22 protein-coding genes and 3 tRNA genes are annotated in these 21,480 nt (G+C 73.2%); 14 read left to right on the top strand and 11 right to left on the bottom strand.

The window, feature by feature from the left end:
* The first annotated feature begins 50 nt into the window (after window positions 1-50).
* The 3 genes from E1300_RS20635 (at window position 51) to E1300_RS20625 (ending at window position 2,619) form a co-directional block, all read left to right on the top strand.
* On the top strand, window positions 51-656 hold the full coding sequence (locus tag E1300_RS20635; protein ID WP_131758660.1) for a YdcF family protein: 606 nt from the start codon (window positions 51-53) through the stop codon (window positions 654-656).
* A gap of 165 nt (window positions 657-821) precedes the next feature.
* Window positions 822-2,021 (top strand): cytochrome P450, encoded by a 1,200-nt coding sequence (locus E1300_RS20630; RefSeq protein WP_131758659.1) that lies wholly within the window; start codon window positions 822-824, stop codon window positions 2,019-2,021.
* Between the two features lie 193 nt (window positions 2,022-2,214).
* Window positions 2,215-2,619 carry a hypothetical protein gene (locus tag E1300_RS20625; protein ID WP_131758658.1) on the top strand — a complete coding sequence of 135 codons (405 nt, stop codon included), beginning with the start codon at window positions 2,215-2,217 and terminating at the stop codon, window positions 2,617-2,619.
* A gap of 105 nt (window positions 2,620-2,724) precedes the next feature.
* On the opposite strand, the gene E1300_RS20620 is transcribed toward E1300_RS20625, so the two are convergent.
* Window positions 2,725-3,282 (bottom strand): RICIN domain-containing protein, encoded by a 558-nt coding sequence (locus E1300_RS20620; protein ID WP_131758657.1) that lies wholly within the window; start codon window positions 3,280-3,282, stop codon window positions 2,725-2,727.
* A gap of 179 nt (window positions 3,283-3,461) precedes the next feature.
* On the opposite strand from E1300_RS20620, the gene E1300_RS20615 reads away from it, so the two are divergent.
* Entirely contained in the window at window positions 3,462-3,830 is a 369-nt protein-coding gene (locus E1300_RS20615) for a DUF488 domain-containing protein (RefSeq protein WP_131758656.1), read from the top strand.
* Between the two features lie 115 nt (window positions 3,831-3,945).
* Here the strand turns inward: E1300_RS20615 and E1300_RS20610 are convergent, their stop codons facing one another.
* Window positions 3,946-4,428, bottom strand: a complete 483-nt coding sequence (locus tag E1300_RS20610; RefSeq protein WP_242619275.1) for a winged helix-turn-helix transcriptional regulator — start codon at window positions 4,426-4,428, stop codon at window positions 3,946-3,948.
* 59 nt (window positions 4,429-4,487) lie between these two features.
* On the opposite strand from E1300_RS20610, the gene E1300_RS20605 reads away from it, so the two are divergent.
* Window positions 4,488-5,693, top strand: a complete 1,206-nt coding sequence (locus tag E1300_RS20605) for an MFS transporter (RefSeq protein ID WP_131758655.1) — start codon at window positions 4,488-4,490, stop codon at window positions 5,691-5,693.
* On the opposite strand, the gene E1300_RS20600 is transcribed toward E1300_RS20605, so the two are convergent.
* The 6 genes from E1300_RS20600 to E1300_RS50185 form a co-directional block, all read right to left on the bottom strand.
* Window positions 5,681-6,391 (bottom strand): TIGR03943 family putative permease subunit, encoded by a 711-nt coding sequence (locus tag E1300_RS20600; RefSeq protein WP_131758654.1) that lies wholly within the window; start codon window positions 6,389-6,391, stop codon window positions 5,681-5,683. The two genes, E1300_RS20605 and E1300_RS20600, sit on opposite strands and share 13 nt — an antisense overlap.
* The gene (locus E1300_RS20595) at window positions 6,388-7,407 is read right to left on the bottom strand and encodes a permease (RefSeq protein ID WP_242619274.1); all 1,020 of its coding nucleotides are present in this window, start codon (window positions 7,405-7,407) and stop codon (window positions 6,388-6,390) included. Before E1300_RS20595 ends, E1300_RS20600 begins: the two co-directional genes overlap by 4 nt.
* A gap of 125 nt (window positions 7,408-7,532) precedes the next feature.
* A complete protein-coding gene (lepB, locus tag E1300_RS20590; protein WP_131758653.1) occupies window positions 7,533-8,045 on the bottom strand; it encodes a signal peptidase I in 513 nt (170 codons plus the stop codon).
* Window positions 8,046-8,129: 84 nt separating this feature from the next.
* On the bottom strand, window positions 8,130-8,468 hold the full coding sequence (locus tag E1300_RS20585; RefSeq protein WP_131758652.1) for a hypothetical protein: 339 nt from the start codon (window positions 8,466-8,468) through the stop codon (window positions 8,130-8,132).
* Window positions 8,469-8,597: 129 nt separating this feature from the next.
* The gene (locus E1300_RS20580; RefSeq protein ID WP_131758651.1) at window positions 8,598-9,755 is read right to left on the bottom strand and encodes a magnesium and cobalt transport protein CorA; all 1,158 of its coding nucleotides are present in this window, start codon (window positions 9,753-9,755) and stop codon (window positions 8,598-8,600) included.
* Between the two features lie 149 nt (window positions 9,756-9,904).
* Window positions 9,905-10,060, bottom strand: coding sequence for a hypothetical protein (locus E1300_RS50185; RefSeq protein ID WP_165502920.1), 156 nt, complete (start codon window positions 10,058-10,060; stop codon window positions 9,905-9,907).
* Window positions 10,061-10,260: 200 nt separating this feature from the next.
* On the opposite strand from E1300_RS50185, the gene E1300_RS20575 reads away from it, so the two are divergent.
* Complete coding sequence (locus tag E1300_RS20575; protein ID WP_131758650.1) at window positions 10,261-10,839, top strand: dihydrofolate reductase family protein; 579 nt, start codon at window positions 10,261-10,263, stop codon at window positions 10,837-10,839.
* 85 nt (window positions 10,840-10,924) lie between these two features.
* Here the strand turns inward: E1300_RS20575 and E1300_RS20570 are convergent.
* The 3 genes from E1300_RS20570 to E1300_RS20560 form a co-directional block, all read right to left on the bottom strand.
* Window positions 10,925-10,999: transfer RNA gene (locus tag E1300_RS20570), tRNA-Val, on the bottom strand.
* Window positions 11,000-11,033: 34 nt separating this feature from the next.
* Window positions 11,034-11,104: transfer RNA gene (locus tag E1300_RS20565), tRNA-Cys, on the bottom strand.
* Between the two features lie 42 nt (window positions 11,105-11,146).
* Window positions 11,147-11,218 (bottom strand) — tRNA-Gly (locus E1300_RS20560).
* Window positions 11,219-11,381: 163 nt separating this feature from the next.
* Here E1300_RS20560 and E1300_RS20555 point away from each other — a divergent pair.
* The 8 genes from E1300_RS20555 to E1300_RS20520 all read left to right on the top strand — a co-directional run bounded on the left by E1300_RS20555 (window position 11,382) and on the right by E1300_RS20520 (window position 21,480).
* Window positions 11,382-12,086, top strand: a complete 705-nt coding sequence (locus tag E1300_RS20555; protein ID WP_131758649.1) for an ArsR/SmtB family transcription factor — start codon at window positions 11,382-11,384, stop codon at window positions 12,084-12,086.
* Window positions 12,087-12,266: 180 nt separating this feature from the next.
* A complete protein-coding gene (locus E1300_RS20550) occupies window positions 12,267-13,100 on the top strand; it encodes an aminotransferase class IV (RefSeq protein ID WP_242619273.1) in 834 nt (277 codons plus the stop codon).
* Between the two features lie 79 nt (window positions 13,101-13,179).
* Entirely contained in the window at window positions 13,180-14,586 is a 1,407-nt protein-coding gene (locus E1300_RS20545; RefSeq protein ID WP_242619272.1) for an extracellular solute-binding protein, read from the top strand.
* Window positions 14,561-15,505, top strand: a complete 945-nt coding sequence (locus E1300_RS20540; RefSeq protein WP_131758648.1) for a carbohydrate ABC transporter permease — start codon at window positions 14,561-14,563, stop codon at window positions 15,503-15,505. The genes E1300_RS20545 and E1300_RS20540 overlap by 26 nt, the downstream gene beginning before the upstream one ends.
* Complete coding sequence (locus tag E1300_RS20535; protein WP_131758647.1) at window positions 15,502-16,329, top strand: carbohydrate ABC transporter permease; 828 nt, start codon at window positions 15,502-15,504, stop codon at window positions 16,327-16,329. Before E1300_RS20540 ends, E1300_RS20535 begins: the two co-directional genes overlap by 4 nt.
* Window positions 16,329-17,495, top strand: coding sequence for an ABC transporter ATP-binding protein (locus E1300_RS20530; protein ID WP_131758646.1), 1,167 nt, complete (start codon window positions 16,329-16,331; stop codon window positions 17,493-17,495). Before E1300_RS20535 ends, E1300_RS20530 begins: the two co-directional genes overlap by 1 nt.
* Complete coding sequence (locus E1300_RS20525; protein WP_131758645.1) at window positions 17,492-18,700, top strand: CehA/McbA family metallohydrolase; 1,209 nt, start codon at window positions 17,492-17,494, stop codon at window positions 18,698-18,700. Before E1300_RS20530 ends, E1300_RS20525 begins: the two co-directional genes overlap by 4 nt.
* Window positions 18,691-21,480: a glycoside hydrolase family 38 N-terminal domain-containing protein gene (locus tag E1300_RS20520; protein ID WP_242619271.1), complete on the top strand. Its 2,790-nt coding sequence runs from the start codon at window positions 18,691-18,693 to the stop codon at window positions 21,478-21,480. Before E1300_RS20525 ends, E1300_RS20520 begins: the two co-directional genes overlap by 10 nt.

The following is a 21,480-nucleotide window of genomic DNA, read 5'->3' as shown; positions in this document are numbered from 1 at the left end:
GCGATCTCCGGCACCCGCCGCCCGATGCCCGGCCGGACTAAGGTTCCCCCGTGAAGCCGATCACCGCGGGTTTCTGCTGCGCGGTTCTCGCGGTCCTTGGATGGGGCGAGGTGGAGCACTGGCGCGCGTCCCGCCGCCGCCTCGGTTCCACCGAATCCGGTCCGGGGGCCAGGGAAGCCGTCGTCGTGCTCGGATTCCGCAACCGCGGCGACCGCATCAACGCGGTGAACCGCTGGCGCCTACGCGCCGGACTGCGCTCGCTCGACGGCCCGCGGACCCGCCTCGTCCTCAGCGGAGGACCGGTGGGCGGCGGACGGCCGGAAGCGGACCTGATGGCGTCCTACGCACGGACCCGCTACGGATATCGCGGCCCGCTGCTCGTCGAGACCGAGAGCCGCTCGACCTGGGAGAACGTCGCCAACGTCATCCCGCTGATCGAGGACGCGGAGCGCATCAAGGTCGTGTCCCATTCGCTCCACGCGGAGAAGGCGCGCGCCTACCTCTGGCTTCAGCGCCCCGACCTCGCGGCCCGGCTGGTGCGGGCGCGGGACTACCGGCCGGGGGAGTGGCTGCTGCTCAAGCCCGCCCTAGCGCTGCTCGGTCGGCGCAACCTGCGTCGGGTCGGGGGCGATGGCCGCCGTAGCGGAGTTGATTGAATTCTCTAATAGTCGCCAGAACGGCGGGGGAAATGATCTCGTGAGGGCATTCTGGCGCACCGGTCACATTGCGCGCGTCCATTATTCGCGACATTCTCTTTGAAGGGAGCGCGCGCCGTCGTCCGTATTTTTCTTCCGTCCAGGTAGGCTCCCGTTGGAGTCGCCATGCCGACACTTCCCAGCTTCCCATTCGAGGGCGCGGACGCGCTGCGGCCGTCTCCGCTCCTCGACGCGACGCGCGCGCGGCGGGTGCCCGTCCGCGTCCGGCTTCCCTACGGACCCCCGGCGTGGCTCGTCACCGCGTACGAGGACGCGCGGTTCGTCCTGAGCAGCCCCTCCTTCAGCCGGGACGCCGAGCGCCTGGGGATCCCCGTCGACCAGGTCGCCGGCGTGACGCCGATGGACCCGACCGTCGGCACCCTCCTCAGCGTCGACCCGCCCGACCACACCCGCCTGCGCCGGTTCGTGTACCGGACGTTCACGCCCGGCCGGGTCGAGCGGCTGCGCCCGGGCACGCAGCGGATCGCCGACCGGCTCGCCGGCGCGATGATCGACGCGGGGCCGCCCGCCGACCTGGCGGACGGGTTCGGGCTCGACCTGCCCATCCAGGTCATCTGCGACCTGCTCGGCATCCCCGCCACGGAGCGGCCGCGCTTCACCGCCTGGACCGACGCCCTGCTCAGCACCACCGCGCTCACGCCCGACCTGGCGCAGGCCGCCAACGAGGAGATGATGGCCTACCTGGCCGGGCTGGCGGCGCGGCGCGTCGACGAGCCGACCGACGACCTCATCGGGGCCCTCGTCCGCGAGCGGATCGAGGGCGACCGCCTCACCGACGACGAGGTCACCAACCTGGTGCGGGCCCTGCTCGGCGCGGGCCACGAGACCACCGCCTCGCAGATCCCCAACTTCGTCTACCTCCTGCTGGCCAGTGGCGACTACGCCCGGCTGGCGGCCGACCCCGGCCTCGTCCCGGCGGCCGTGGAGGAGCTGCTGCGGTACGTACCGCTGCTGGTGCAGGGGTCGATGGCACGCTTCGTCGTGGAGGAGGTCAAGGTCGGCGGCGTCCTGATGCGTCCCGGGGAGCAGGTCCTGGTGGAGATCGGCGCGGCGAACCGGGACACGGGCACGTTCCGCGACCCCGACAGCATGGACCTCGCCCGCGAGGACAACCCGCACATCGCCTTCGGCCACGGACTGCACCGCTGCCTCGGTGCCGCTCTGGCCAGGATGGAGCTCCAGGTCGCCCTGTCCACCCTCACCGCGCGCCTTCCGGGCCTGCGCCTGGCCGTGCCCGCCGACGAGATCCCCTGGACGCTCGACCGCTTCGTCCGCCGCCCGAAGGAACTGCTCGTCACCTGGTAGCGCACCGGCCGCATGCGCTAATGTCGCACCTGGTGTGCCGGGAAGTCTGGTCGGCGAGTGAATGGTCGCGTCGCCAGGAGGACCAATGACTTCCGCACCTCCCTTCTCCCATATCCATGGCCCGCCCGGACGTCCGAGTTCAGAGCCGTCACCTACAGCGTGACGTTCGATTCGCCACGGTATTGAGAGACGAGTGACGCGTATGTTCCTGTCGTTGCCCACCGGTGCCTGGTTCGCCATCGCGGCCGCCGCCACCGCAGTCAACCTGGTCGCGATGCGGTGGATCATCCAGATCCCGAGATACCGGAAGCTCCAGTGGCTGATGCCCGTCATCGGCGCCGTCTGCGTCGGCGGGCGCGGCCTGGTCCAGAGCGACGGCCTGGGCATGATGCTCTTCCTCTACACGGCGCTGATGCTCGGCATGCCCTTCATGCTCGGCCCCGTGCGCGGCCAGATCACCCGCGACTACCACCGGTGGGTCGAGGACCCCTCCACCAAGGCCGGCAAGGCGGCGCTGGCGTGGGTCGTCACGGCGATGGCGATCCTGCTGATCGTGGTCGCCGTCGGCGTCGCGGCCGGTGCCCCATCCGGCACTTGACGTCCTGTGCGGGCCTCGCGAGCGGACGCCCGCCGCACCGGCCCCGTGCGGGCGGGGCCGGCATACTCACCGGATGGCGGGGTGCGCCTCCCGGCGTTCCTTGGGTCAGGCCAGCCCGTTGTCCTCGGCGAAGCCATAGGTGACCGGCTCGTTCGGCAGCCGCCACTGCTGGTCCGCGCGGAACGAGCAGGGCTGGAGCACCAGCCGCGTCCCGCTGGCCGTGCCGCCGCCGGCCAGGTTCGCGCACTTCAGCGACTGCTGGTTGCGCAGGACCCAGATGCCGTCCAGGCCCCCGGGGTTCAGGGCGACGAAGGTCCACTGCTGGTCGCCGGCGACGGGGACGCCGCACGTCCGCAGCACCAGGGCGGTGCCGTTGGCGGTGCTGCCGCCGGCGAGGCCGAGGCACTTGCCGCCGAAGTGGCGGACCGAGCGGTCGGGGGTGTTGCCGCCCGTGCCGTGCCAGAGCTGGCTGCACTCCATCAGCACCACCGGGGTGCCGTCGCCCTGGCCGCCGTTCAGCGGCCCGAAGCACCGGGACGCGCTGACGGCGTTGGTGCGGACCGTCGTGAACGGGAAGTCGGCCGCCTGGGCGGCCGGTGCGAGGGTCAGCGCGGACACCAGCGGTGCCAGTGCCGCGAGGACGGGGGTGAGTAGTCGGCGCATGGTCGCTCTCCTTGAGCCGTCGATGGTCGTTGCCGCGGATCACGTGCGCCGCCGCGGGCCGGTTCGACGCGGGTGACCGGGTGGCCACTTCCGGCGGGTGGTGAACCGGTCACAGGGCGGGACGGCCGCGGTGCGGCGCGGCTGTGCATGCGGGGCGGGACGGCGGGTAGCTGAGCGGCATGGGGAAGGTTCGGACGCGCCGCGCCCACGACCCCGCCGAGCGCGGGGACGGGGCGCGGGTGCTGGTGGACAGGGTGTGGCCGCGCGGGCTGTCCAAGGACAAGCTCGACCTGACCGAGTGGCTGAAGGACGTCGCTCCCTCGACGGAGCTGCGCAAGTGGTACGGCCACGACCCGGACAGGTTCGGCGAGTTCCGGGACCGCTACCTGCGGGAGCTCAAGGACCCCGAGCGGCGCGAAGCCCTGGACCGGCTGCGGGAGCTGCGCGGCAAGGGCACGCTGACGCTTCTCACGGCGACCCGCGACGTGGACATCAGCCAGGCCGCGGTGCTGGCGTCCCTCCTCAACGAAGGCGGCGACAAGGACTGAGGCCGCTCCCATGCGTTCGGCCTGGGCATGGGCGGACGCCGCCAGCCCGTTCGTGCCCTGCTCGGCCGACGCTCGGCGGTTCGCGGCCTGCCTGTTCCTGAGGCTCGGCGCGGGGTCAGGTGCTCCGCCGCACTGAGGTCGTGTCACTGGTCAGCGGCGAACCGTCCGCCGCCACGGGCAGGAGGTCGGGGACGCGGGCGCCGTCGCCGTCCACCAGGACCGAGTGCGCCTCGCCCGCCTCGAACGCGTGCCGCTCGCCCCACTGGCGCAGGGTGACGATCACGGGGAAGAGGTCCTTGCCCGCCTGGGTGAGCGCGTAGAGCCTCCGCCTGCCCGAGGGCGCGTCGACCTGCGCGAGCAGGCCGTGCGCGGTGAGCCTGCGGAGCCGCTCGGTGAGGATGTTGCGGGCGATGCCGGTGCGCTGCTGGAAGTCGGTGAACGAGCGGGCGCCGTCCATCGCGTCGCGGATGATGAGCAGGCTCCACCGGTCGCCGACCAGGTCGACCGTGCGGGCGACCGGGCAGCCCGGGTCCGTCCAGCCGGGACGCCGCCCGCCGGTGTCCTCGCCCGCCATGCCCCACTCCAATCGGTTGCGCATTGCAACCATTCTGGCCTACGCTCCCGATCAGTTGCAAATCGAAACCATTTGGGGGATGCGTGAGCTGGAGGACGAGGCTGCTGCTGGCGGTCGTGTGCGGGGTGGCGGTGGCGAGCGTCTACGCCGGGCAGCCGGTCCTGGGCCCGATGGGACGCGACCTGGGCGTCGGGGCCGGGTCGCTCGGCTGGTTCGTGGCCGCCGGGCAGCTCGGCTACCTGGCGGGGCTGGTGCTGCTGGTGCCGCTGGGCGACCTGCTCGACCGGCGGCGCCTGATCGCCGCGCACCTCGCCCTGGTGGCGGCCGGAACGGCGATCACCGCGGCAGCCCCGGCGGCCTGGGCGGCGCTTCCCGGGCTGGCCGCCGCGGGCCTGTTCGCCGTGGTGGTGCAGACGGCCGTCGCCTACACGGCCTCGATCTCACCGCCCGGCCAGCGCGGCCGGAACCTGGGCGTCGTGACCTCGGGGGTGGTGATCGGCATCCTCGGCGTGCGGGTCGTCGCGGGCTTCCTGGCGGACCTGTGGGGGTGGCGGAGCGTCTACCTGGCCCTGGCGGCGCTCGCCGGCGTCCTCGCGCTGCTCGCCCTCGCATGGCTGCCCGAGGACGTCCGTCCCGCCACCACGTCGTACGGGCGGCTCCTGCGGTCCTTCGGCGGGCTGTTCACCGAGCCGGTCCTCCTCGGCCGCGGGCTCATCGCGTTCTTCCTGTTCGCCTCGTTCGGCACCCTGTGGAGCGGCATGGCGCTGCCGCTGGCGGCCGCGCCGTGGCACCTCAGCGAGACGCGGATCGGGTTCTTCGGCGTCGCCGGGCTGGCCGGGGCCCTCGGCGCCGCCCGGGCCGGGCGCTGGGGCGACGCCGGACACGCGCACCGGGTCACCGGCATCGCGCTCGTCCTCCTGCTCGCCTCCTGGACCGCGATCGGACGGCTTCCGTGGTCGCTGCCGCTGCTGATCCTCGGTGTGGTCCTGCTCGACTTCGCGGTCCAGGCCGTGCACGTGAGCAATCAGCACGTCCTCACCGCCGCCTACCCCGACCGCACCAGCAGCACCATCGGCGCCTACATGGTCTTCTACTCGCTCGGCTCCGCCCTGGGAGCGACCGCGACCACCGCGCTGTACGACGCCGCCGGCTGGACCGGTCCCACCGTCCTCGGCGCGTCGTTCGCGCTCTGCGCACTCGCCACCTGGGCGTTCAGCGCCCGCGCGGCGGAACGCGCCGCCGCCCCGGTGCCCGTCCCTTCCGACAGCCGATCGTGTCAGCTCTCGTAAGGGTCTTTCGGGGTCGGGACGGGTCGGGCCTGGCTGACATTGAGGTAGGGGATGGGCGCGCCGTTCACGGGATCCTTGGCCTGCTCGGCGACGTAGGAACCGGTGACCTCCAACCAGGTGTCGGAGCGCAGGACCGGCGGGAGCGTGCCCGACAGCCCGACCTTGACGGGCTGCGCGTCGGCGGCGCAGCAGTTGAGGACCATGCGGGTGAGGTAGGCCGCGCCGTCCTCAAGGCTGATGAACCCGGTGATGGTGATGCTCCGTCCCGCGAGCAGGCGCCCGTGGTCGTAGACGGCGCGTCCGGCGTAGTCGACCAGGCCGAGGCGCAGCGGGCCGCTCGCGGGCAGCGCGGTGAAGCCCGGCGGCGGTGCCAGCGCCGTGCCGGTGCGGTCGGCGCTGTAGGCGCCCAGCGACGGCGGCGCGACCAGCAGGAGCGCCAGGAACGGCAGGGTCAGCAGCCACCCGATGCGCGGCCCGCCATGCCCGTGGCCGTGCGCTTCGTGCCCCTCGTGCACCGGGCGTCCCCGCCGGGACGTCCACACGGTGGCCAGAGCGGTGACGATCAGGACCGCGCCGGCCGCCAGCAGCAGCGGACGGAGCCCGGACTTGACGTACCGCGCGTACAGCGGGGTGTAGCCGGCGTGCAGCACCGCCACGCCCAGCAGGAACATGACCAGCGCCTGCGCGTGCCGGTTCACAGCAGCACCGTCCCGACCAGGACGGAGGCGGCGACGGCGAGCGCGAACGTGGCGGGCGCGAAGCGCAGCGCGAAACCGCGGCCGAACGTCGCGGTCTGCATCGCGAACAGCTTCACGTCGATCATCGGTCCGACGACGAGGAAGGCCAGCCTGGCGGTGAGCGGGAACCCGGTCAGGGACGCGGCGACGAACGCGTCGGCCTCGGAGCAGATCGAGAGCAGCACCGCCAGGCCCGCCAGGACCGCGACCGCCGCCACCGGATCGGCGGCCGCCGCGTGCAGCCAGCGCGCCGGTACCAGGGCCCGCAGCGTGGCCGCGGCCATCGCGCCCACGACCAGGAACGCGCCGGCGTGCATCACGTCGTGCCGCACCGACGCCCAGAAGGCCGCCGCCCCGCCCGCCTCGGCGTCCACCGGACGGGCCGGCGGACGCAACCAGCCGGGCCGGCCCCACCGGTGCCACGACCAGCCCATGACGCAGGACACGAGGAGGCTCGCGGCGAACCGCGCGACGACCATCCGCGGCTCGCGGGGGAACGCCACGGCGGTGGCGGTCAGCACGACCGGGTTGATCGCCGGGGCCGACAGCAGGAACGCCAGCGCCGCCGCGGGCGGGACGCCCCGCCGCACCAGCGCCCCGGCCACCGGGACCGAGGCGCACTCGCAGCCGGGCAGGACCGCTCCCGCCGTCCCCGCGACCGGCACCGCCAGCGCGGGCCGCCGCGGCAGCGCGCGGGCGAAGAACGAGGCCGGGACGAACACCGTGATCGCCGCCGACAGCAGCACCCCGAAGACCAGGAACGGCAGCGCCTGGAGGACCACGGCGGTGAACACCGTCATCCAGCTCTGCATCGCCGGCGCCGACAGCGCCCGGCGTATCGGCCCCTGCGCCGCCACCACCGACACCAGCACCATGACCTGGATCAGGAACGGGTCGAGCCGCCGGTCCCGCCGCTCGCCGACATCCCCGCTCGCGCCCGGCGCCGCCGCGCCGTCGATCGTGCGTGCACCGTCCAAGAACCCTCGACCCCTCACATCCCGTCGGGCCCTCCGCTCGCTCTGGTTACGCGTCGAGCCCCCCGCTCACGACCCTCTACCTAGGGCTACGTCCAGGACGCGCCGCAGGCTCACTCCGGCACGCGCTAATCGAGGACGACCACGCCGACCACCGCCGACACCGGCACCGTCCCGTGCCCTTCGTCGTTCAGGTGGTAGCGGGAGTCCGCCGACGCGTACCGGTTGTCGCCCATGAGCCACAGCCGGCCCGGGGGCACGGTGATCGGCCCGAACGGCACGGTGCGGGCGTCCGGCTTGATGTACCGCTCGGTCAGGACGGTGCCGTTGAGCGTGACGCCGCCGGGGTGCGAGCAGCAGCCGATCCGGTCGCCCGGGATCGCCACCACCCGCTTGAGCTGCGGCGTGTCGCGGCCGCCGGTCCACGCGGGCATCCGGAAGATGACGATGTCGCCGCGCTTCGGCGCGTACCGGCCGCGCTCGACCGGACGGGCGTCGACCGTCTGGCCCGCGCGGATGGTCGGCTCCATCGCCACGCCGGGATTGGAGTACCGGTCGTATCCGTGCACCGTCGAGTTCACCGCGCCGCATCCCGCCGCCAGCCACGGGACCGCGGCCACGGCGATCAGCCGCTTTCGCATGGCGGATCATGCTAACGCCACGAACCCGCCCATAACGGCTGATCGAGCCGACGCCGCTCGGCCACGCGCCCCGCGCGGCGCCCGTCAGCGGCCGGGGGTGCGGTTCAGCCGCGGCTGGCGCCGCACCGGGCCGCGGGCCTCCTGGACGGCCATCGAGCGGCTCCAGATCTCCGCGGCCTTCCGGTGCAGCCGCCGCGCCCGCGCCGCGTACTCGCCGTGCCTCTCACCCGTCCCGTACGAGGCCAGGTGGTCGTACCAGAGCGCGAGCTCCTCAAGCCGCGCGGCCGTCTCCCGGCGGAGCGCCGCGGACTCGCCGAGGAGCCCCGCCGCGTGGATGACGGCTTCGGAATGGGGATTCGGGATCCTGCGGACTCGGTGGGTCACGAGGCGCTCGTCCATGCGGTCGTCCAACGGCTTGGTCACCCTTGCGCTACGTCGGTGCCGGGCCGGCGAGCCGGGCGGGCTCGACCAGTTCCGCGATTGTCTCGCGCCGCCACGTCCTTCGCAGCTTCTCACGCCGGCGATTCCGGTTCCGCCGTCCCGGCGTGCGGGTCAGAGCCAGTCGCGGCGCTTGAAGACCGTGTACAGCACGCCGCAGACCACGCCCATGAGGACGAGCGCGAGCGGGTAGCCGAGCGTCCAGTGCAGCTCCGGCATGTGGTCGAAGTTCATCCCGTAGATCGTCCCGATCAGGGTCGGGGCGAAGAGGATGGCGGCCCACGCGGAGATCCTCTTGACCTCCTCGTTCTGCGCGTAGCTGGCCTCGGTCAGGTGCTTCATCTCCTCGTTCTGCGCCTGCCCGACGAGCGTCGCGTTCACGGTCAGGATGTCCTGGAGGTTCTGGCGGAACCCGTCCACCCGCTCCACGACGGTGATGGCGTGGTCCTGGACGTCGCGCAGGTGGCGCCGCATCTCCTCGTCCACGCCGTACTTGTCGAAGCCGGCGGACAGCGCCGCGAGGATGTCCATGAGCGGACGCGTGGCGCGCTGGAACTCGATGACCTCGCGCGACAGCTCGTAGATGCGCCGGGACACGGCCGGGTCGCCGCCGAACACCTCCGTCTCGATCTCGTCGATGTCGTTCTGGAGCCCGGCGACCACGGGCGCGTAGCCGTCCACGACGGCGTCCAGGATCGCGTACAGCACCGCCTCGGGCCCGCGCGCCAGGAGGTCCGGCTCGTCCTCCAGGCGGCGGCGCACGACGCCGAGGTCGGGCGACTCGCTGTGCCGGACCGTCAGCACGAAGTCCGCGCCGATGAAGACGTGCAGCTCGCCGAAGTCGACCTCCTCGGCGTCGTCGAGGTAGCGGGCGGCGCGCAGCACGACGAACAGCGTGTCGCCGTAGCGCTCCAGCTTGGGCCGCTGGTGCGCCACGATCGCGTCCTCCAGCGCCAGCTCGTGCAGCCCGAACTGCTCGGCGAGCGACGACAGCTGCGCGTCGGACGGGCGGTAGAGCCCGATCCACGCCATGCCGCCGTCGACGTGCTCCAGCTCGCGGTAGGTGTCGGCGAGGCTGGCCGGGGACCGGCGGCGGACCCCTGCCACGTAGATGCCGGTGTCGACGAGGCCGTCGGCGTCCGTCCGGCGGCCCTCGCCCGGCCGCGGGTCCATCGACTCCTCCGGCGCGACCGCGCCCTCCCGCGCCGCCTTCCCGTCCCGGACGGACCGCCTGCCGAGCGGACGCAGCGTCCGCGCACGCCGGTTCGCCACGGTGACCTCCTCCTTGCCCTGGACGTTGCGGGACGACGAGCCCAGCTTCAGGATGGCACCCGCGCGCAGGCCCCCGGCGTCCGCCTCGGGTGAACGCCAGGAGAACGCCGGGCATGGCGGCTCATGGACGGGCGGCCCCGCCTCCCCGGTCAGGCGTTCTCGGCGTGCCGGTCGCCCAGGTTCGTCGGCCCGCTGAACGACCGGTACGGCACCAGAGACTGGTCGACCGGTGCTCGCGCGGGCGTCCCGTCGTCGGCGGTCTGGGGGAGGTCCGGCTCGGCGTCCTCGTCGTGCAGTGCGGGCATGCGACCGTCCTTCTGGGGTGGTGCCGCCGGGCCGGAGCCGGGCGGACGCCGGAGAGCGGGGCGCGGCGAGCGGGCGCGCCCATCGCGAGAACGGCCTCCCACAAAAGCGCGGCTCCAAACAAACCGCACGTGAGGATGGCGGGAGACCCTCAGGCCACAGCAGACTGGGGCATCACTCTGGCCACGGAAGGGCATCGACCATGCGCACGCTCATCTACTCCGCCTTCGTCTCGCTGGACGGCGTCGTCGACTCTCCCGGCGGCGGCCCGGCGGAGGGCCACCGCAGCGGCGGCTGGACCTTCAAGGACATCGAGTTCCTGCCCGAGGCGTACGAGATCAAGGGCCGGGAGATGGAGGAGGCCGCCGCGCTCATGTTCGGCCGCACCAGCTACGAGGCGTTCGCGCCGGTGTGGCCGGGCATGCAGGAGTTCGCGGCCGTCAAGGAGCTGCCGAAGTACGTCGTCTCGACCACCCTCGGCGAGGACGCCCTCGTGGACGGCTGGGGCGAGATCACGATCCTGCGCTCGCTCAAGGACGTCGCGGAGCTCAAGGAGACCGGGGGCGGCCCGATCATCGTCCACGGCAGCGCCGCCCTCGCGCGGAACCTCTCCGACGCCGGCCTGATCGACCGCTACCACCTGCTGCTCTTCCCCGTGCTGCTCGGCGCCGGCAAGCGGATGTTCAGCGACACCGACAAGGAGAAGCAGATGCTGAAGGTGGTCGAGTCCGAGACGTACGCCAACGGCGTCACCAAGCTCGTCTACGACGTCGTCCGCTGATCGGGGAACGCGGGCGCCGCACCCCGGACGCAACGCGAAAGCCCTGTCTCGGTCATCCGAGACAGGGCTTGAGCTGGGGAAACGATGGTGGGCGATACTGGGATTGAACCAGTGACCTCTACCGTGTCAAGGTAGCGCTCTCCCACTGAGCTAATCGCCCGCACCCGTGGCCTCCGGGGGGAGGTACGGCGTCGAGGTGGAGACGGGATTTGAACCCGTGTACACGGCTTTGCAGGCCGTTGCCTCGCCTCTCGGCCACTCCACCAGAATCGAGACCTTCTGGTTCACAGCCTGAAAGGCCCCTCAGAGCGGAAGACGGGATTTGAACCCGCGACCCTCACCTTGGCAAGGTGATGCTCTACCCCTGAGCCACTTCCGCGTGACGCTGCCCGGTGGCGCGGTCCCTTCCGGGGCCTTGCCTCCTTGCGGCGACGGGGAAAACATTAGCGCGTCCCGGCGCGAAGCCCAAACCGGATTCCGGGAGCGGGCGCGGCGGGACGCTTCGGCGCGCGTCGAAGGATGCGGCGCCTACGCTCGGGGACATGGCCTCCGAACATGTCCTGAACGCCGATTTCGCACCGGTCGCGGCGCTGCTGGCGGACCGGGCGCGCGCCGTGATGCTGTCGTCGCTGCTGGACGGCCGGGCGCTGGCCGCGGGGGAGCTGGCGCGGGCGGCCGGGGTGAGCGCGCCGACGGCGAGCGCGCATCTGGCGCGCCTGCTGGACGGCGGGTTCGTCTCGGTGGTGCGGCAGGGGCGGCACCGGTACTACCGGCTGCGGAACGCCGAGGTCGCGCGGGTGATCGAGGCGCTGTCGCGGATCAGCCCGCCGGTGGAGGTGCGCAGCCTGCGGCAGTCGCGGGACGCGCGGCGGCTGCACCAGGCGCGGACCTGCTACGACCATCTCGCCGGGGTCGCGGGCGTCGTGCTGTTCGAGGCGCTGCTGGACGGCGGGATGATCGAGCCGGACGGCGACGAGGCGTACGCGGTGACCGACAAGGGCGAGGACCGGCTGGAGGCCCTCGGCCTCGATCTGGCGGCGCTGCGGAAGGCGCGGCGCAGGTTCGCCTGGCAGTGCCTCGACTGGACGGAGCGCCGCCCGCATCTGAACGGGGCGCTGGGCGTGGCGCTGACCAAGCGGATGATCGAGCTCGGCTGGTTCGAGCGGGGCAGCACGCGGCGGGCGCTGACCGTGACGGACGCGGGGCGGCGGGGCCTGGCGGACTCGTTCGGCTGCGTCCTGCCCTGACCGCGCCGCCGGGCCGCCGTGCATATGGCGACGTTTCGCGGATTCGGCGGCCGGGGTGCCGAAGTCGAGCGCGCCGGCCTCGCCGAATGAGGGAGAACGCGTCCCGCGGACCCGTACTGTGGAGCCAAAGACCGGGGGGACGCGAACCCCGGCACGGCGCTTGCGTGGAGGTGGCTTCGGGTGGCGCAGCCCAAGATCTGGTTGAACGGGGAGCTGCTCGACCCCGAGCGGGCCGTGGTGTCGGTGTTCGACCACGGCCTGATGGTCGGGGACGGGATCTTCGAGACGGTGAAGGCGCAGCACGGGGAGCCGTTCGCGCTGACCCGGCACCTGCGGCGGCTGGCCCGCTCCGCGGCGGGCCTCGGGCTGCCCGAGCCCGACCACGACGCCCTGGCGCAGGGGACCCTCGAAGTGCTCGCGGCGGCGCCGAAGTGGCCGCTCGCCCGCGTCCGCATCACCTACACGAGCGGCCCGGGCCCGCTCGGCTCGGACCGCGGCGACGCGGGCCCCACGGTGTCGATCATCGTCGCGGAGCAGAAGCCGTTCCCGCCCGCCGCGGACGTGACCGTGGTGCCGTGGCCGCGCAGCGAGCGGGCCGCGGTGGCGGGGCTCAAGACCACGTCGTACGCGGAGAACGCGCTGGCGCTCGCCTACGCCAAGGAGCGCGGCGGCGGCGAGGCGATCTTCGGCAACCTCGCGGGGAACCTGTGCGAGGGCACCGGCAGCAACATCTTCGTGGTGCGCGGCGGGCGGCTGGTCACGCCGCCGCTGTCGTCCGGCTGCCTCGCGGGCGTGACGCGCGCGCTGGTGCTGGAGTGGTGCGGCGGCGAGGAGGAGGACCTGCCGCTGGAGGACCTCTACCGCGCGGACGAGGCGTTCCTGACCTCGACGACGCGCGACGTCCAGCCGATCAGGGCCGTGGACGGCACGGCGATGCCGGACGCGCCGGGGCCGATCACCGCCAAGGCGATGGAGGCGTTCGCGGCCCATGCCGCCGAGCTGATGGACCCCTGAGCACGGAAGTGATCATTCGGGTCTTTACGTGATCGCGATTCTCGGTCACGTTAAGTGGTGACGCTTGTAGGAGGTCACCGTGGACTTCTCCAGGAGGCGGACCGGCGCGGCGGCGCTCGTCCTGGCGGGCGCGGTGCTCGCCGGGTGCGGCGGCGGCGGGTCCTCGACCGATCCCGAACGCGGCAAGGACGCGAAGAGCTTCACGCTCACGATCACCCGCAACGCCATCGAGGGCGGCAAGAACACCGAAGAGGCCGAGTGGATCACCAGGACGGTGATCCCGGGGTTCGTCGCGGCGCAGAAGGCCAAGGGCGTCACCGCGACGGTGACGTTCCGCGGGCAGGGCGTCGACGACGAGGCGTACAAGACCAGGCTCGCCCTCGACCTGAAGTCGCGGTCGGGCGCCGACATCGTCGACGTCGACGGCATCTGGGTGGGGGAGTTCGCCCAGGCCGGGTACCTGAAGCCCCTCAAGGACGTGGTGGGCGCCACCGCGGACGCCTGGAGCGGCTGGCCGCAGATCCCTGGATCGGTCCAGAGGCTGGCCACGTTCGAGGGCGCGCTCTACGGCATCCCCCCGGCGACCGACGGGCGGCTCCTGTTCTACAACAAGAGGCTGTTCGCGCGGGCCGGGCTCCCCGCCACATGGCAGCCGAAGAGCTGGCAGGACATCCTCACCGCGGCGCGCGCCCTGAAGAAGCTCCCCGGCGTGACACCCGTCCAGCTGAACGCCGGCACGGCGATGGGCGAGGCGACCAGCATGCAGGGCGTGCTGCCCCTGCTGGCGGGCGCGGGCGCCGAGATCTACGCCAACGGCAAGTGGACGGGCGGCGGGCAGGCCCTCAAGCAGGTCCTCGGCCTGTACGCGCAGATCTACGGCGCCGAGGGCCTCGGTGACCCGAAGCTCCAGCAGGAGGCCAAGGGGCGCGACAAGTCGTTCGCCGAGTTCGCCGCCGGACGGATCGGCATCCTCGCCGAGGGCGACTACTTCTGGCGCGACGTCCTGAACCCCAAGACCGGCGTGGCGAAGATGAAGACCCGCGACCAGGACGTCGGGTACGCGCTGATCCCGGCGGTGTCCCCGGGCGCGGGCGTCCGCGGGCAGTCGTTCGTGAGCATGTCGGGCGGCTCGGTGACCGTCCTCAACCCGAGCACCAAGTACCCGCAGCAGGCGTTCGAGCTGCTGGCGTTCATGAACTCGCCGGAGATCGTCAAGGCGCGGCTGGCGGGCACCCCGGAGATCACGTCCCGGACGGACGTGAACCGGCAGGTCCTCGCGGGCGACCCGTTCCTGTCGTTCGTGGCGGAGAAGGTCCTGCCCGTGACGTCCTACCGCCCGGGGCTGGCGGTGTACCCGCAGGTGTCGACGGCGTTGCAGGAGGCCACGGCGAGCGTGGTGTCCGGCAAGAGCCCGGAGGAGGCCGCCGCGCAGTACACGAAGAAGCTCGAAGGGATCGTCGGTGGCGCCGCCAACGTCGCCCAGTGAGGCCCGGCCGCTCGCCGTCGGGCGCCGCGCGGGCACCGGCGACGACGCGGCCGGCCTCGGACGGGCCCGCGCGGCGGCGTTCGTCGCGCCCGCGCTGGTCCTCGTCGCGGTGTTCCTCGTGTTCCCGGCCGTCTGGACGCTGTACCTCGGCGCGACCGACTACCGGCTCACCGGGATCGCGGCGAGCGACCCGAAGTTCGTCGGCGCGGACAACTACCGCGACGTGCTCGGCGACGGCGGCTTCCACCATTCGCTGTGGCTGACGCTCCAGTTCGTCCTCGGCTCGGCGGTGGTCGGGCAGACCGTCCTCGGGTTCGCGATCGCGTGGGTGATGCGCGACCGGACGGGCCCGCTGCGGCGGCTCGTCGAGGGGCTCGTCCTGCTCGCGTGGATCCTGCCGTCCTCGGTGATCGCGTTCCTGTGGATCGCGCTGCTCGACCGCGACGACGGCACCCTCAACGCGCTGCTCGGCACGCCGGGCACCGCGTGGCTCCTCGACCATCCGATGGCGTGCATCGTGGTGTTCAACGTCTGGCGCGGCACCGCGTTCTCGATGATGCTGTACGGCGCGGCGCTGGGGAACGTTCCACCGTCCCATCTGGAGACCGCGCGGCTCGCCGGCGCCTCGACCTGGCAGACGCTGCGGGACGCGGTGTTCCCGCGCGTCCGCGGGCACGTGCTGACGAGCCTGCTGCTGGTCAGCCTGTGGACGTTCAACGACTTCACCCCGTTCCTGATCACGGCGGGCGGCCCGGACCGCCGCTCGGAGGTCCTGTCGGTGTACGTCTACCGGACGGCGCTCGGCGACGGCCGGCTCGGCTTCGGCGCCGCCGTCGCGCTCGTCATGATCCTGGTCAACCTGGTGATCGCGCTGCTCTATCTGCGCGCGCTGCGCGGCCGGAAGGAGGCGGCGGCGTGAACGAGACCGTCCGGGAGGCGCTGCGCAGGATCGGCCTGGCCACCTTCGTCTCCGCCGTGCTGGGGTTCTTCGCGCTGCCGCTGCTGTGGCTGGCGTTCGCGCCGTTCGACGCGAACCCCGGCATCACCGCGTCGCTGCCCGAGTTCACCCTGCACAACTTCAAGGTCCTGATGGACAACCCCTACGCGCTCGCGTCGCTGCGGAACTCGGTGCTCCTCGCCGCCGGGACCGCCGCGCTCGTGGTCGCCTGCGCGGCGCTGGCCGCGTACGCGCTGAGCCGGGTCCGGATCCCCGGCCGGGACGTCCTGCTGTACCTCCTGCTCCTGCTCTCGTCGATCATCACCGGGACGGCGGCGATGGTGCCCGTCTTCCTGCTCGCCTTCAACCTGCACCTGATCGACTCGCGCGCCGGGGTCGTGCTGGTGCTGACCGGCGGGCTGCTGCCCGCGGCGATCTTCCTGCTGAAGGACTTCACCGACGGCACGCCCGTCTCCTACGAGGAGGCCGCGCGGGTCTTCGGCGCCTCGCCGCTCCAGATCCTGCGGCACGTCGTCGCGCCCGTCATCCGGCCCGGCCTCGCCACCGTCGCGGTGTGGACGGTCGCGCAGGTGTGGGGCGACTTCCTCATGCCGTTCCTGCTGCTGCGCAATCCCGACAAGGCGCCCGCGTCGGTGATCATGTACACGTTCTACACCGAGGGCGGCCAGCCCGACCTGGCCCTGATCTCGACGTTCTCGCTGCTGTACTCCCTGCCGGTCGTCGTCATGTACCTGTTCGTCAGCCGCCGGTACGGGTTCCGCTTCCACGGAGGGATCAAGCGCTGATGTCGGCCATCACCCTGCGCGCGCTGACGAAGGTCTACCCGGGCGGTGTCCGCGCCCTGGACGCCCTCGACCTCGACGTGGCGGACGGCGAGTTCTTCGCGCTGCTCGGCCCGTCCGGCTGCGGCAAGACCACCCTGCTGCGCACGGTCGCCGGGCTGGAGACGGCGACGGGCGGGACGATCCGCCTCGGCGACGCCGACGTGACGCGGCTGCCGCCCGGGCGCCGGGACGTCGGCATGGTCTTCCAGGACTACGCGCTCTTCCCGCACATGACCGTCCTCGACAACATCGCCTACCCGCTGCGCATCAAGAAGGAGGGCCGCGCCCGGCGGCACGGCGCCGCCGCCGAGGCCGCGGAGTACCTGAGCCTCGCGGGCCTGGAACAGCGCCGCCCCGGGGAGCTGTCGGGCGGGCAGCAGCAGCGCGTCGCGCTGGCCCGCGCCCTCGTCGCCCACCCGCGGATCTTCCTGCTGGACGAGCCGCTCTCCAACCTCGACGCGCGGCTTCGGCTGGAGGCCCGCACGTTCCTCAAACGGCTCCAGCGGGAGCTCGGCGTCACCACCGTCTTCGTCACCCACGACCAGGCGGAGGCGCTCGCCCTCGCGGACCGGATCGCGGTCATGGAGGCGGGCCGGATCCGGCAGCTCGGCACCCCCGTCGAGGTGTTCCGCCGTCCCGCGAACCTGTTCGTCGCCTCCTTCATCGGCTCCACCCCCATGAACCTCCTGCCGGGACGCGTGTGCGGCGGGTCGGTCGCCGTGGCCGGCGCCGTGCTGCCCGTCCCGGCGGAGGAGCGCGGGTCGGTCGAGGACGGGGAGTCCGTGGTCTGCGGGGTGCGGCCCGAGTACCTGGACTTCTCGGACGTCCCGGCGGACGGCGCCTTCGGGGGCCGCGTGTCCGTGGTCGAGCACCTCGGCGCGTCCTCGCTGGTGACGCTGGACGTGGGCGACGATCGGGTGTCCGTGGTCGTCGGCGAGGACCGCGAGCCCCGGCCGGGCGACGAGGGCTGGGCGGTGCCGCGCCCGGGCCGCGTCCTGCTCTACCGTGACGGCGAACTGATCACCGGCGCCGCCGAGGCGGCGGAGGCGGGGGAGGCGACGGAGGCGGGGGAGGCGGCGGCCGGGCGGCCGGTCGAGCCCGTGGCGGGGGACGGGGGAGCCGAATGACGGTGCACAGAGGCCGCTGGACCTTGGAGGACCGCCTGGAGCGCGGGCTGCGCGAACTGCCCTTCGACGTCCCGCCGGGCACCGCGTCCATCACGGTGGAGCTGGCCTTCGAGGGCGGGGTCATCGACCTCGGCTGCCACGGGCCCGCCGGGTTCCGCGGCTGGTCCGGGGGAGCGCGCCGCGCGTACACGATCGGTCCGGGCTGGGCCACGCCCGGCTACCTGCCCGGCGAGATCGAACCCGGGACGTGGCACGTCTGGCTGGGCCTCCACCGGATCCCGCCGGACGGCGTCCCCTACGAGGTCACGGTGACGACCTCGGCGTCCCCGGCGCGGGCACCGGACGTCCCGGCGCCGCCGCCCGCGCCCGACCGGCCGCCGCGCCGCGACCTGCCCGCGCCCGCCGGGCTGCGCTGGCTCGCCGGCGACCTGCACTCCCACACGGTCCACAGCGATGGGACGCTCACCGTCCACGAGCTGGCCTGCCTCGCCGCGTCCCGCGGCCTCGACTACCTCGCGGTGACCGACCACAACACCGTCAGCCACCATCCCCGGCTCCCGGACGCCGCCGCGCACGCCGGGGTCACGCTGCTGCCCGGCCAGGAGGTCACCACCGACCTCGGCCACGCCAACGTCTTCGGCGACACCGGCTGGGTCGACTTCCGGCGCCCCAGCGCCGACTGGGCGGCGTTCGCCGCCGCGAACGGCGGGCTCATGTCGATCAACCATCCGCTCAGCGGCGACTGCGCCTGGCGCCGCCCGCTGCCGCCGGAGCACCGGCCGCCCTTCGTGGAGATCTGGCATCCGTCCTGGTGGGACCGGCGCTGGGGCGCCCCGCTGAGCTGGACGGACCTGTGGCTGCCCGGCGGCGCCGTCCCCCTCGGCGGCAGCGACTTCCACGACCCCGGCCAGTTCAAGAACCTCGGCGAGCCCACCACCTGGGTCCTCGCCGACGCGGACGACGGCGACGGCGTCCTCCGCGCGCTCGCCGCCGGGCGCACGTCGGTCTCGGCCGACCGGGACGCGCCCGTGCTGCTGCGCCTGGACGACGAGCTGATCGCGGTCGGCGCCGACGGGACCGTGCTCGTCCGGCCGGACGGGCGGCGCGCGGCCGTCCGCGGCGACCGCGTCCGGTTCCCGGCGGACGGCCCCGGCCTGCACCGCCTGGAGTCCCACGAGAACGAGGTGATCGCACTGTGCGGCTGAACAGCGGTCAGGCGGACGGTCAGGCGGACGGTCAGGCGCGGGCGGGGGAGCGGGGCGGCACGATCGTCGTCGTCCCGCACACCCACTGGGACCGCGAGTGGTACCTGCCGTTCCAGCGTTTCAGACTCCGGCTGGTGTCGCTCCTCGACGGCGTCATCGACCGGATGGAGGCCGACCCGCGCTGGCGGTTCACCCTGGACGGGCAGATGGCCGCGGTCGACGACTACCTGGAGATCCGTCCCGAGCGGGCGGAGCGGGTGGCCGCGCTCGTCCGCGAAGGGCGCCTCGCCGTCGGGCCCTGGCAAATCCTCCACGACGAGTTCCTCTGCTCAGGCGAGAACATCGTCCGAAACCTGGAGCTCGGGCTCCGCCGCGCGGAGGAGCTGGGCGCGGCGATGATGGTCGGCTACCTGCCCGACCAGTTCGGGCATTGCGCCCAGATGCCGCAGATCCTGCGGCTGGCGGGGATCGTGCACGCCTGTGTCTGGCGCGGCGTCCCCGCGCGGGTGCGGACCAGTGCGTTCGCGTGGGAGGCGCCGGACGGCACCGCCGTCCGCACGCAGTACCTCCCCGAGGGCGGCTACGGCAACGCGGCGTCGATGTTCGAGGAGCTCGGCGACGTCCCCGCGCTGCCCGGACGCGCCGCGGGCTTCGCGGCCGCCATGGGCCGCTGGAGCCCGGACGGCGGCCCGCTCCTCGCGATGTACGGCGCCGACCACACCGCGCCCGCCGCCGACCTCGCCGAGCGGATCGCGGCCTCCGGCCTCGACATGCGCCTCGACACGCTCGCCGGGTACTTCGCGGACACGAACCCGTCCGTGGACGGCCTCCTCCGGATCCGCGGGGAGTTGCGCTCGCACGCCAGGGCCAACATCCTGCCCGGCGTCCTGTCCGCCCGGATCGCCCTGAAACAGGCGATGGGACGGGCCGAGCGGCTCGTGGAGCGGTACGCCGAGCCGCTCGCCGCGCTGTGGTACGCGGGCGACGCGCAGCGGTTCCTCGACCTCGCCTGGCGGCGGCTCATCGAGGTGAGCTGCCACGACTCCGTCACCGGCTGCGGCAGCGACGAGACCGCCGAGCAGGTCGCGGCCCGCATGGCCGAGGCCGAGCAGCTCGGCCGCGCCGTCTGCGACCTCGTGACCGCCGAGCGGGCCGCCGCGGTCCCGCTCGGCGCCCACCTGGTCTTCAATCCGACGCCGGCGCGCCGCACGGGCATCGTCGTCCTGGAGGTCCCGATGGTCGCCGGCACGGGAGCGGGACTGGCCACCCTCGACGAGGAAGGGACCGAGCGGCCCGTGCCCGCCCAGACGCTGGAGATCGCGCCGACGGTGCTGGACGACGCCGTCCACCCCGCGTCCGACCTGCCCGTCCTGCTCGAACGGATCTACGGGCGGGTGCTGTTCGGCCAGGAGATCCGCGACTGGTCGGTGTCCCGCCCGGACCGCACGCTCACCTTCCACGTCACGGCCCGCTCCGACGCGCCGTTCGACATCGGCGACGTCCGGGAGGCCCTGGACGGGGCGGACGGGCAATGGCGGGTGCGCATCCTGGCCGATCCCCGGCAGACGGTGGCCGCGCTCGCCGACGTGCCGCCGTTGGGCTTGGCCACCGTGCGTCCCGTCCCGTCCAGCGAAAACGCCCTGGTCGCCCATCCGGTAACGGCCTCGCAGGACGGCCTCGACAACGGGCTGCTGTCCGCGCGGATCGCCGACGACGGCACCATCGCGCTCCGCACCCGCGACGGCCACGTCATCGAGGGGCTCGGACGGATCGTGGACGGCGGCGACCTCGGCGACTCCTACAACTACGCCCCGCCCGCGCAGGACCGCCTCGTCGAAACGCCCCTCTCTGTCCGAGTCGTGCCGGTCTGGCCGGGACCGCTCGTGGCCGCGGTCGACATCGTCCGGACGTACCGGTGGCCCGCGTCCGGGAACGTCCCCGAGAACGCCCGATCCGTCGCCCACGAGGACGTGACGGTCACCACCCGGGCCGAGCTGCGCACAGGCGAGCCGTTCCTGCGGCTCCGCGTCACGTTCGACAACCGCTGCGACGACCACCGCGTCCGGCTCCACCTCCCGCTGCCCCGCCCGGCCGACTTGTCGTTCGCCGAGGGGCAGTTCGCGATCATCGAGCGGGGGACGGACGCCGAGGGCGGCTTCGGCGAGCGCCCGGTGCCGACGTTCCCCGCGTCCGGCTTCGTGGCGGCGGGCGGCCTCGCCGTCCTGCTCGAACACGTCTCCGAGTACGAGCTCACCGGCGCCGGATCAGAGCTCGCGATCACCCTGCTGCGCTCGATCGGCTACCTGTCGCGCGACCGCAACGCCTACCGCGACCAGCCCGCCGGCCCCCAGCTGCCGACGCCCCGCGCCCAGTGCCGCGGCGAGCGGACGGTCGGGCTGGCCGTCCTGCCGTACTCCGGCGACCGCCCGGGCCCTTCCATCCTCCAGGCCGCCGAGGCGTACCGGCACGACCTCATGGCGGCCGCCGGGTACGGTCCCGCCGCGGCGCCCGCCCCCGCCGCCCGCGCGGGCATCGCGATCACGGGCGACGGCGCGGTCATGACCTCGCTGCGGACGCGGGAGGGCGGCCGGCTCGAAATCCGTCTGGCCGCCCAGAACCCCGAACCCGTCACCGCCGTCCTGCGCGGCCCCTTCACCGAAGCGACCCGCGCCGACCTGCGCGGACGCCCCGGCGAGCCGCTCGACGTCCGCGACGGCACGCTCACCCTGCCGCTACGCCCCTGGGAGATCGCCACGATCCAACTGCAACGCCCGGACTGA

This window comes from Actinomadura fibrosa, assembly GCF_900659615.1.
Lineage (GTDB): Bacteria > Actinomycetota > Actinomycetes > Streptosporangiales > Streptosporangiaceae > Spirillospora > Spirillospora fibrosa.
This window is presented reverse-complemented; position numbering and strand designations above follow the sequence as displayed.

What these genes read in the sequence shown, in the direction of transcription:
- E1300_RS20630 (WP_131758659.1), top strand. Translation starts at nt 822, where the DNA reads ATGCCGACACTTCCCAGCTTCCCATTCGAGGGCGCGGACGCGCTGCGG.
- E1300_RS20620 (WP_131758657.1), bottom strand. Translation starts at nt 3,282, where the DNA reads ATGCGCCGACTACTCACCCCCGTCCTCGCGGCACTGGCACCGCTGGTG.
- E1300_RS20615 (WP_131758656.1), top strand. Translation starts at nt 3,462, where the DNA reads ATGGGGAAGGTTCGGACGCGCCGCGCCCACGACCCCGCCGAGCGCGGG.
- E1300_RS20610 (WP_242619275.1), bottom strand. Translation starts at nt 4,428, where the DNA reads ATGCGCAACCGATTGGAGTGGGGCATGGCGGGCGAGGACACCGGCGGG.
- lepB (WP_131758653.1), bottom strand. Translation starts at nt 8,045, where the DNA reads ATGCGAAAGCGGCTGATCGCCGTGGCCGCGGTCCCGTGGCTGGCGGCG.
- E1300_RS50185 (WP_165502920.1), bottom strand. Translation starts at nt 10,060, where the DNA reads ATGCCCGCACTGCACGACGAGGACGCCGAGCCGGACCTCCCCCAGACC.
- E1300_RS20575 (WP_131758650.1), top strand. Translation starts at nt 10,261, where the DNA reads ATGCGCACGCTCATCTACTCCGCCTTCGTCTCGCTGGACGGCGTCGTC.
- E1300_RS20555 (WP_131758649.1), top strand. Translation starts at nt 11,382, where the DNA reads ATGGCCTCCGAACATGTCCTGAACGCCGATTTCGCACCGGTCGCGGCG.
- E1300_RS20530 (WP_131758646.1), top strand. Translation starts at nt 16,329, where the DNA reads ATGTCGGCCATCACCCTGCGCGCGCTGACGAAGGTCTACCCGGGCGGT.
- E1300_RS20525 (WP_131758645.1), top strand. Translation starts at nt 17,492, where the DNA reads ATGACGGTGCACAGAGGCCGCTGGACCTTGGAGGACCGCCTGGAGCGC.